This window comes from Streptomyces sp. ATexAB-D23 (assembly GCF_000373645.1).
GTDB classification, from domain to species: Bacteria; Actinomycetota; Actinomycetes; order Streptomycetales; family Streptomycetaceae; genus Streptomyces; species Streptomyces castrisilvae.
In genome coordinates this window covers 20,234-31,591 of record NZ_KB892033.1, presented here as the reverse complement: position 1 = coordinate 31,591, position 11,358 = coordinate 20,234, and the positions used below count along the sequence as shown (strand labels likewise).

2 protein-coding genes are annotated in these 11,358 nt (G+C 74.7%); both read right to left on the bottom strand.

Annotated features, from left to right (window positions below; translation table 11 throughout):
- Positions 1–1,403, bottom strand: a 1,403-nt coding sequence (locus B082_RS0125020) for a type I polyketide synthase (RefSeq protein ID WP_018554536.1), incomplete at its 3' end; no start/stop codon positions are given.
- Position 1,404: 1 nt separating this feature from the next.
- Positions 1,405–11,337: a type I polyketide synthase gene (locus B082_RS0125015; RefSeq protein WP_018554535.1), complete on the bottom strand. Its 9,933-nt coding sequence runs from the start codon at positions 11,335–11,337 to the stop codon at positions 1,405–1,407.
- Between the last annotated feature and the right edge of the window lie 21 nt (positions 11,338–11,358).

Genomic DNA, 11,358 nt, shown 5'->3' with positions numbered 1-11,358 from the left:
CCCGTCTCCGGTTCCTCGGGGGCCTCCTCCAGGATCACGTGCGCGTTCGTCCCGCTCATCCCGAACGCCGACACCCCCGCACGCCTCGGCTGCTCACCACGCGGCCAGTCCCGCGCCTCGGCCAGCAGCTCCACCGCACCCGACGACCAGTCCACATGGGACGAAGGCGTGCCCAGGTGCAGCGACTTCGGCATCAGACCGTGTCGCATCGCCTGGACCATCTTGATCACACCCGCAACGCCCGCGGCGCCCTGCGCGTGACCGATGTTCGACTTGATCGAGCCCAGCCACAGCGGGTGACCGGCGGGCCGTTCCTGGCCGTAGGTCGCCAGCAGCGCTTCGGCCTCGATGGGGTCACCGAGTGTCGTGCCCGTGCCGTGCGCCTCCACCGCGTCCACGTCGGCGGGGGTCAGCCCGGCATTGGTGAGTGCCTGGCGGATCACGCGCTGCTGGGCGATGCCGCTCGGGGCGGTGAGGCCATTGGACGCGCCGTCCTGGTTCGTGGCGGTGCCCCGGACCACGGCCAGCACGCGGTGACCGTTGCGCCGGGCGTCCGAAAGGCGTTCGACCAGGAGCAGGCCGACGCCCTCGCTCCACGCCGTGCCGTCGGCGTCGTCCGAGAACGGCTTGCACCGGCCGTCCGGGGCCAGTCCGCGCTGGCGGCTGAACTCGCGGAAGGTGGAAGGGCTCGTCATCAGCTGGGCGCCGCCGGCCAGGGCCAGCGAGCATTCCCCGGAACGCAGGGACTGCACGGCCAGGTGCAGCGCCACCAGGGAGGTCGAGCAGGCGGTGTCCACGGTCACCGCGGGGCCTTCGAGGCCCAGGACATAGGCGATGCGGCCGGAGGCGACGCTCGTGGCGACCCCGGTGGCGAGGTAGCCCTCGGTGTCGATGCCCGACTCGTGGACGAAGGGCCCGTAGTCCTGGCCGGTGGCTCCGGTGAAGACGCCCGTGGCGGTCCCGCGCAGGGTCGCCGGGGAGATCCGGGCGCTCTCCAGCGTCTCCCAGGCGACCTCCAGGAGGAGCCGCTGCTGCGGGTCCATCGCGAGGGCCTCACGCGGGCTGATGCCGAAGAAGCCGGCGTCGAACCGGTCGGCGTCGTGCAGGAAGCCGCCCTGGGTGACGTAGGTGGTGCCACGCCGGTCGGGGTCCGGGTCGAAGAGCGAGTCGAGCTCCCAGCCGGGCCGGTCCGGGAACGGCGAGATCGCGTCCTCGCCCGCGGTGAGGAGCTGCCACAGCCGCTCGGGGCTGTCGACGTCGCCGGGGAGCCGGCAGCCCATGCCCACGATCGCGATCGGCTCCCGCGCGACCTGCTCCAGGCGCTGGTTGCGCTGCTTGAGCCGTTCGTTGTCACGCAGTGCGGCGCGCAGCGCGTCGACGATCTTGTCCGAAGGTGCGGTCATGTCAGCTTTCCCGTACGTGGGTGTCGGTGCCGAGTGCCAGTTCGACGAGGTCGGCCACGTTCATGTCGTCAATACGGTCCACGGCGCCGGCCTCGGTGTCCGGCTCCGGCGCGTCGGGCTGGGGCGAGGTCTCGGTCAGCTCCAGCAGGGCGTCGAGCAGCCCGGTCTCGCGCAGTTTGCTCAGCGGGATGGTGCGCAGCGCCGACCAGGTGGCCGCCTCCTCCGGGCTCTGCGCCGCCGCCTCGCCCCCGGTGCCGAACAGCCGGGTCGTCAGGTAGTGGGCCAGGGCCGGGAAGGTGGGGTGGTCGAACACCAGGGTGGTGGGGAGCTTCAGGCCGGTGATCGCGGACAGCCGGTTGCGCAGGGCGACCACGGTCAGCGAGTCGAAGCCCAGGTCCCGGAAGGACCGGTCGGACTGCAACTCGGCGACGGAGTCGTGCCCGAGCGCCACCGCGGCCTCGCGCCTGACCCGGTCGAGCAGGAGCCGTTCCCGCTCGCCGGCGTCGAGCCCGGACAGTTCGCGGACGAGTTCCGTCGCGTCGTCGCTCCCCGCCGGGGCCGCCTCCGCCGCGGTGAGCGCCTCGCGCGCCTCGGGCACGCCGAGGATCAGCGGCCTGGGGCGGGCCGCGGTGTACGCGGGGGCGAAGTCCTGCCAGCCGATGTCGGCGACGACCAGGTTGTGGTCCCGGCGGCCGACGGCGTCGGCGAGCGCGGAGATGGCGAGGTCGGGGTCCATCTGCCGGTTGCCGGACCGGCGCAGATGGGTGGCGGTCTCCGCGTCGACCATGCCGCCGCCGTCCCAGGCGCCCCAGGCCAGGGACACGAACGGCAGGCCCGCGGCGCGGCGTTCGGCGGCGAAGGCGTCGAGGTGGGCGTTGGCCGCCGCGTAGCCGATCCGGCCGGAGTTGCCCCAGGTGCCGGCGCTGGAGGAGAACAGGACGAAGGCGTCGAGTTCGAGGTGTTCGGTGAGGTCGGCGAGGTGGCGGGTGCCGGTCACCTTCGGCGCGAGCACGGCGGCCAGCTCGGCCGGTGTCAGCTCCTCGGCGGGCAGTTCGCGACCGCTGGTGCCCGCGGCGTGCAGGACCGCGCGGATCGGCGGGCCGTCGGAACCGATCTTGTCGAACAGATCGCCGAGAGCGGCCCGGTCGGCCAGGTCGCAGGCGGCGATGACGACATCGGCGCCCGACTCGACCAGTTCGTTGAGCAGTTCGGGCATGCCTTCGGCGGCCTCGCCGCGCCGGCTGACCAGGACGATGCGGTCGGCGCCCGACCGCGCGGCCCAGCGGGCGGCCCGGCTGCCGAGTGCGCCGGTCCCGCCGGTGATCACCACGGTGTCCCGGGGCTGCCAGGGTGTCGCCGGGCCGTCGGCGGGGGCGCGGACCAGGCGGCGGGCCAGCAGGCCGGACGGCCCGATCAGCAACTGCTCCTCGCCCGTGCCGCCGAGGAGCGCGGCGGTCAGATGGCGGGCGCTGTCGGCGTCGAAGTCTTCCGGCAGGTCGACCAGCCCGCCCCAGCGGTGCGGCAGATCGAGGCCGAGCACCACGCCCGCGCCCCAGACGAGTGCCTGCGCCGGGCGGCGCGGCGGGTCGTCGGGGCCGGTTCCCACGGCACCGGAGGTGGCCAGCCACAGCGGGGCGTCAAGGCCGAGTGCGCTCAGCGCCCCGACCGTGGCCAGGACCGAGGTGAGCCCGGCGGTCACGGCCGGGTGGTCCGGGTGGGGGCTGTCGTCCAGGCCGGTGAGGCAGAGCACGCCTGCGGGACGCCGGTCGCCGAGCGCGTCCGTGATCCGCCGGACGAGCCCGGCGGTGTCGCTCCCGGCGGTGTCCACCGGTACGTCGATCACCTCGGCGCCCGCCAGGGCCAGGGCCCCGGCCGCGGCGTCCGGGAGGCGGTGGCCGCCCCCGGCGGGGCGCAGCACGAGCCAGCTCCCGGGCGCCACGCCCGGGTCCGTCGCCGGGACCGGCTCCCACCGGGTGCGGTACCGCCAGCCGTCCAGCGTGGCGCGGACCTGGTGGCCGGTGTGCCAGCGGGACAGCGCGGGCAGTACGGGTTCCAGCTCGCCGCGCGCCAGGCCGGTGTGCTCGGCGAGCGCGTCGAGGTCCTGGTGGCGTACGGCCCGCCAGAATTCGGTCTCGACCGGGTCGGCGGCCCGTACCGCGGTCTCCTTGAAGTCGGGCCACAGGCGGCGGCGCTGGAAGGCGTACGGGGGCAGGTCGACGCGGCGGGCTCCGGTGCCGTCGAAGACCTGGGCCCAGTCGACGCTCACGCCCGCCGCGTGGGCGGCGCCGACCGAGCGCAGGAAGCGGGCGGGCCCGCCGTCGAAGCGGCGCAGCGAGCCGATGGCGACGACGTCGTCGCGGTCGGCGAGGGTCTCCTCGACGGCGCCGGTCAGCACGGGGTGGGCGCTGACCTCGATCATCGGTCCGAACCCCTCGTCGGCGAGGGCCCGCACGGAGTCGGCGAAGCGCACGGGCAGGCGCAGGTTCCGGAACCAGTACGAGGCGTCGAACACCGGGCCGTCGGCCCAGTCGGCGGTCACGGTGGAGAAGAACGGCACCTCGGGCGCCGAGGGGGTGATGGGTGCGAGGACCTCCGCGAGGCGTTCCTCGACGGCGTCCGCGTGCGGGGAGTGGGAGGCGTAGTTGATCGGGACGGTCCTGGTACGGATGTCGTGGGCCGCGCACTCGGCGGCGAACTCCTCCAGGGCGTCCGCGTCCCCGGAGACCACCAGGGCGCCGGGGCTGTTGACCGCGCCGATGTGCAGCCGGCCCTCGTACGGGGTCAGCAGTTCCTCGATACGGGCCTGCGGGGCGGCCACCGAGAGCAGGCCGCCGAGCCCGGCGAGCGCGGTGACCTCCCGGCCGCGCAGGCAGACCACCAGGGCGGCGTCGCGCAGGGTCAGCGCACCCGCGAAGCAGGCGGCGGCGATCTCGCCCTGCGAGTGGCCGACGACGGCGGCCGGCTCGACGCCGTAGGAACGCCACAGCTCGGCCAGCGACACGGTGACGGCGAAGGTCGCGGGCTGCACCACGTCGTCGCTGTCGAGACCCGGGGCACCCGGCGCGCCGCGCAGGACGTCGGTGAGCCGCCAGTCCACGAATTCGGCGAGCGCGGCCTCGCAGCGGGCGATGCTCCGCGCGAACCGGGGTGAGGCGTCGATGAGTTCGGCGGCCATACCGGCCCACTGGGAGCCCTGGCCGGGAAAGACGAACACCGGGCGGCCCGCCGGGCGGGCCACCGCCTCGACGACGTGCGCGCTGGGTTCGCCGGCGGCCAGGGCCTGGAGTCCGTCGAGCAGTTGGCCCCGGTCGGCTCCGACGATCACCGCGCGGTGGTCGAAGGCGGACCGGGTCGTGGCCAGGGTCAGTCCCACGTCCACGGCGGCGGTCTCCTGCACCGCCGGCAGCAGGTGCCGGGCCTGGTCCCGGAGTGCCGGTCCGGTCGGCGCGGACAGCGTCCAGGCGACGGCCGCCGGGGGCGCCGGCCGCTCGTCGGACCGCTCGTCCCGTGTCCGCGGGGCCTGTTCGAGGATCACATGGGCGTTGGTGCCGCTGATGCCGAACGAGGACACCGCGGCCCGGCGCGGCCGCCCGGTGTCCGGCCAGTCCTGGTTGGTGTCCAGCAGTCGCACGGCGCCGGAGTCCCAGTCGACCCGGGTGGACGGCTCGTCCAGGTGCAGGATCTTCGGCAGGACGCCGTGGCGCATGGCCAGGACGGTCTTGATGATTCCGGCGACCCCGGCGGCGGCCTGGGTGTGCCCGAGGTTCGACTTGAGCGCGCCCACCAGCAGCGGGGCGCCGTCGCCGCGTTCCTGGCCGTAGGTGTTGAGCAGCGCCTGCGCCTCGATGGGGTCGCCGAGCGGGGTGCCGGTGCCGTGGGCCTCGACGGCGTCGATGTCCGCCGCTTCGAGCCCGGCGTTGGCCAGGGCCTGGCGGATCACCCGTTGCTGCGAAGGGCCGTTGGGCGCGGTGAGCCCGTTGGAGGCGCCGTCCTGGTTGAGGGCGGAGCCGCGTACGACACCGAGCACGGTGTGGCCGTTGCGACGGGCGTCGGACAGCCGTTCGAGGAGCAGCAGGCCGACGCCCTCGCCCCAGCCGGTGCCGTCGGCGCCCTGCGCGAACGGCTTGCAGCGGCCGTCGGTGGCCAGTCCGCGCTGCCGGCTGAACTCGACGAACACCGTCGGGGTGGACATCACGGTGGTGCCGCCGGCCAGGGCGAGCGAGCACTCACCGGCCCGGAGCGCGGCGACCGCCATGTGCACGGAGACCAGGGAGGAGGAGCAGGCGGTGTCGACGGTGACGGCCGGGCCCTCAAGGCCGTACGTGTACGAGAGGCGCCCGGAGGCGACACTGCCGGCGGTACCGATGCCGAGGTGGCCCTCCAGATCGTGGTCGCGGCCCTGCATCAGGTTCGCGTAGTCGCTGTACATCAGGCCGATGAACACGCCCGTGCTGCTGCCCCGCAGGGAGCGGGCCGGGAGACCGGCCCGCTCGAAGAGTTCCCAGGAGGATTCGAGCAGCAGCCGCTGCTGGGGGTCCATGGCCAGGGCTTCGCGGGGGGAGATACCGAAGGGGGTGGGGTCGAACCGGTCGGCGCCGTCGAGGAAGCCGCCCTCGGACGCGTAGCTGGTACCGGGCCGGTCGGCGTCCGCGTCCAGGAGCGCGGCGAGGTCCCAGCCCCGGTCGCCGGGCATCGGCCCCACGGCGTCCCCGCCGCGCAGCACCAGCTCCCACAGCTGTTCCGGGGTTTCGACGCCGCCGGGCAGCCGGCAGGCCATGGACACGATGGCGATCGGCTCGTCGTCGGCCGGCCCGGTGGACGCCGGGACGGGCGCGGTCCGGTCGGCGGACGCCGTCCCGGGGCCGGCCGCCAGGGACTCCAGGTGCTCGGCGAGGGCGGCGGGGGTCGGCTGGTCGAAGATGATCGAGGCCGGCAGCCTGAAGCCGGTCTGCTCGCTGATCGCGTTGCGGAGTTCGACCGCCATCAGCGAGTCGAAGCCCAGCTCGGAGAAGGCCCGGTCGGGGTCGACCGCCCCCGCCGACGCGTAGCGCAGCACGGCCGCCACCCGGGCCCTGACCACGTCGATCATCCGGGCAGGCCGGACCGCCGCCGGTCCGGGGACGGGCCGGTCGGTGCGGACCAGACCGCGCAGCAGGGCGTGCATCGTCTGGTTGCCGTCCTGCTCGCGCAGCACGGGGAAGTCGAAGGCGGCCGGCACCAGGTTCGCCTCGGGGCGGCCGAGAGCCGTGTCGAAGAGGGCGAGCCCTTCGGGGCCGCTCAGCGTGAGGACACCGTAGGTGGCGACGCGCTGGAGGTCGACGTCGCTGAGGCCGCCGACCATGCCGTCCTGGCCCTCCCACAGTCCCCAGGCCAGCGACAGGCCCGGGAGCCCCTCCCGGTGGCGCTGTGCGGCGAGGGCGTCGAGGTAGGCGTTGGCGGCGGAGTAGTTGCCCTGGCCGGGGCCGCCGAAGGGGCCCGCGGCGGAGGCGAACAGGACGAACGCGGAGAGGCCGAGGTCCCGGGTCAGCTCGTGCAGGTTGATCGCGCCGTGGACCTTCGGGGCCAGTACGGAGTCGATGCGCTCGGGGGTCAGCGACTGGATGATGCCGTCGTCGAGGACACCGGCCAGGTGGACGACCGCGGTCAGCGGGTGTTCGGGCGGCACGGTGGCGAGCAGCGCCGCCACCGCGTCCCGGTCCGCGACGTCGCACGCCGTGAGCGTCACCTCGGCGTCCAGCGCGGTCAGTTCGCCGGCGTCCGGGGCGGCGGGCCCGGACCGGCTGGTCAGCAGCAGGTGCCGGACGCCGTGCTCCTCGACCAGGTGCCGGCACAGCGCGCGGCCGAGCCGGCCGGTGGCGCCCGTGACCAGGACCGTGCCCTCGGGGTCGAGGGCGGGCGCCGTCTCCTCGGCGCGGGGCTCGGGCCGCACGAGGCGGGGCGCGTACCAGTGGCCGTCGCGCCACAGGAGCGACGGCTCGTCGTAGGGAAGGGCCTCCGTCGGGATGGGGGGCTCGTCGCCGGTGGCGTCCACGAGGACGAACCGGTCCGGGTTCTCCGACTGCGCGGAGCGCACCAGGGCCTGTACGGCGGCGGCGACCGGGTCGATGTCCCCGCTCTCCCCGGGCAGCCGGGCCGCGCCGCCGGTACGCAGCACGAGCGGGGTGAGGCCGTCGGTATCCGGCTCGGCGAGCACGTCCCGCAGCAGCGCGAGGGTGCGGTGCAGGGCCTCGCGCACCGCCTCGTGCGGCTCCTGCGGAAGGGCGGGGCCGCCCGGCAGGTCCACCACGTCCGGCAGTGCGCCCTCGGGGGCGGGCCCGGCGGGGACCTCCACCCAGTCGACGCGGAACAGCGTGTCGCGGTGGCGGGAGGGTGTGCGCAGCCGCTCGCCCGGCAGGGGGCGTACCAGCAGCGATTCGACGGAGACGACCGGTGTCCCGGCCGGGTCCGTCGCGGTCAGTGTGAGCACGCCCTGTCCGGACCGGCGCAGGGTGACGCGCAGTGCGGTGACACCCGGGGTGTGGGCGCTGACGCCGGTCCAGGTGAAGGGGATCGCCCCGGTGGCCGAGCCGTCGGCGGCGAGGGCGGAGGCATGCAGGGCGGCGTCCAGGAGGGCGGGGTGCACGGTGAAGCGCTCGGCCTCGATGTGCCGGGACTCGGGCAGCTCGACCTCGGCGTGGATCTCGTCGCCGAGCCGCCAGGCGGCCCGCAGCCCGCGCAGCAGCGGCCCGTACTCCAGGCCGCTCAGCGCGAATTCGTCGTAGAGGTGCCCGATGTCCACGGGGGTCGCACCGGCCGGCGGCCAGTGGGCGGGCGCGGGCGTGGCGGCGTCCGGCTCGGCGGTCAGGGTGCCGGTGAAGTGACGGGTCCACGGCAGGTCCCGATGCTCCGGGGCGTCCGGCTCCGGGCGCGCGTAGCCGGTGACGGGGCGGCGGCCGGACGGGTCCGCGGCGCCGACCACCACTTGCACGGCGATCCGGTCGGTGGGGTCGAGGACCAGCGGTTCGGCGAGTACGAGTTCGTCGACCCGGGGGAAGCCGGTGCGGGCGCCCGCGCACAGCGCGAGGTCCAGGAAGGCGGTGCCGGGCACCAGGATGCGGTCGGCGACGCGGTGGTCGGCCAGCCAGGGGTGGGCGAGGACGGAGAGTTCGCCGCCGAAGACGAAGCCGTCCGCGTCGGCGCGTTCCATCCGTACGTCGAGGACGGGATGGCCGGGCTCCGGGTCGCGGCGGGCGATGGGCGCGTCCAGCCAGAAGCGGCGGTGCTGGAAGGCGAACGTGGGCAGGTCGGCGCGCCGGGCACCGCTGCCCTCGTGGAAGGCGGACCAGTCGACCGCGACGCCGCAGGTCCAGAGGCGGGCCAGCGTCTCGACGAGGGTCTCGGGCTCCGGCCGGTCCTTGCGCAGCAGCGGTTCGACCAGGTTCGGGGCGGCCAGGTCGGCGGCGACGGCCCCGCAGAGCGTGGCACCGGGGCCCACTTCGAGGAACTTCCGCGTGCCGAGCGCGCGCAGTCGGTCGATGCCGTCGGCGAAGCGGACCGTCTCGCGCACATGCCGCACCCAGTGGCCGGCGGTGAACTCCTCGACCGGCTGCCCCGTCAGGTTCGACACGACGGGAATCTCCGGCCTGCGGTACTCCACCGTCTCCGCCACCGCACGGAATTCCTTGAGCATCCCGTCCATGTGGGGGGAGTGGAAGGCGTGGCTGACGTTGAGGCGGCGGGTGTCGCGGTCCGGGAACTCGGCGGCGACGCGCAGCACTTCCGCCTCGTCGCCGGATATCACCACGGAACCGGCCGCGTTGATCGCGGCGATCGAGGCGCGCTCGCCGAGCAGCCCGGCGACCTCCGCCTCCGTGGCCCGTACGGCGACCATGGCGCCGCCGGCCGGCAGCGCCTGCATCAGCCGGGCGCGGGCGGCGACCAGCCGGCAGGCGTCCGGCAGGGACAGGACACCGGCGACGTGGGCGGCGGCGAGTTCGCCGATGGAGTGGCCGATGAGGTGGTCCGGCCGCACGCCCCAGGACTCGACCAGCCGGAACAGGGCCACTTCGAGCGCGAACAGGGCCGGCTGGGTGTACTCGGTGCGGTCCAGCAGGCCGGTGTCCTCGAACATGACCGTCTTCAGCGGGGTGCCGGAGCCGGTGTCGAAGTGCGCGCAGACCTCGTCCAGCGCCCGTGCGAACACGGGGTGGGCGGCGTACGCCTCACGGCCCATGCCGGGGCGCTGGGAGCCCTGGCCGCTGAACATGAGGGCGACGGGTCCGCCGAGCGGCGGCCCGGCCACCACCCCGGGCCCGCCGGCCGCGCCGTCCGCGATGGCGGTGAGGGCGGTCCGCAGCCGCTCCGGGTCCGTTCCGACCGCCACCGCCCGCCGCTCCAGGGCGGCGCGCGTGGTGGCCAGGGAGAAGCCGATGTCCTGGGGGGCGTGCCCGTCGATGCCGGAGAGCAGCCGGCGGGCCTGGGCGGCGAGTCCTTCGGTGGTCTTCGCGGAGACCACCCAGGGGACGACGGGGAGCGGTGCCCCGCTCTCCTTGGGGGTGTCGGACTCCTGTTCCGCCGGGGCCTGTTCCACGATCACATGGGCGTTGGTGCCGCTGACGCCGAACGCCGAGACCCCGGCGCGGCGAGGACGCTCCGCCTCGGGCCACGGCTGGGCCTCGGTGAGCAGGCGTACCCGGCCGGCGGACCAGTCGACGTGCTGGGAGGGCTCCGCCACGTGCAGGGTCTTCGGCAGGCTGCCGTGCCGGATCGCCTGCACCATCTTGATCACACCGGCCACACCGGCGGCGGCCTGGGTGTGCCCCAGGTTCGACTTGAGCGATCCGAGCCACAGCGGCCGTTCCCGGGGGCGGTCCTGGCCGTACGTCGCGATGAGCGCCTGGGCCTCGATCGGGTCGCCGAGCCGGGTGCCGGTGCCGTGCGCCTCGACGGCGTCCACATCGGCGGTGGTGAGCCCGGCGCTCGTCAGCGCCTGCCGGATGACGCGCTGCTGGGAGGGCCCGTTCGGTGCGGTGAGGCCGCTGCTCGCGCCGTCCTGGTTGATGGCGCTGCCACGGATCACGGCGAGCACCGGGTGGCCGTTGCGGCGGGCCACCGACAGCCGTTCCAGGGCGAGCAGGCCGACGCCCTCGGACCAGCCCGTGCCGTTGGCCCCCTCCGAGAAGGACTTGCAGCGCCCGTCCGGTGACAGGCCGCGGTGCCGGCTGAACCCCACGAAGGCGACCGGGGTGGACATGACGGTCACCCCGCCGGCCAGCGCGAGGGTGGCCTCCCCCGACCGCAGGGCCTGGCAGGCGAGGTGCAGGGCCACCAGCGACGAGGAGCACGCCGTGTCCAGCGTCACCGCCGGCCCCTCCAGGCCGAGGGTGTAGGCGACCCGGCCGGAGGCGATGCTCGGCGAACTGCCGTTGCCGATGTAGCCCTCCAGGCCGCGCGGTGCCTGGCGCACCCGGGTGGCGTAGTCGTTGTACATCACGCCGACGTACACGCCCGTACGGCTGCCGCGCAGCGAGGCCGGGTTGATCCCGCCGCGTTCCAGCGCCTCCCAGGAGGCTTCGAGGAGCAGCCGCTGCTGCGGGTCGGTGGCCAGGGCCTCGCGCGGGCTCATGCCGAACAGCTCGGCGTCGAACTCGGCGGCGTCGTGCAGGAATCCGCCCTGCGTGGAGTAGCAGGTGCCGGGCTGGTCCGGGTCCGGGTCGTACAGCGATTCGATGTCCCAGCCGCGGTCGGACGGGAACTCCGAGACCGCGTCGGTGCCCTCGGTCACCAGCTGCCACAGCTGCTCCGGCGAGGCGACCCCGCCGGGCAGCCGGCAGCTCATGCCGACGATCGCGATCGGCTCGGAGTTCTGCTCCTCGTACTCCGCGATCTTCTGGCGGGAACGCTGCAGATCGGAGGTGGCGCGCTTCAGATACTCGCGCAGCCGTTCCTCATTCATAGGACTCATCGGTTTCCCCCT

Bases quoted from the DNA above. Each gene is read 5' to 3' on its own strand.
- B082_RS0125015 (WP_018554535.1), bottom strand. From the start codon at position 11,337: ATGAATGAGGAACGGCTGCGCGAGTATCTGAAGCGCGCCACCTCCGAT.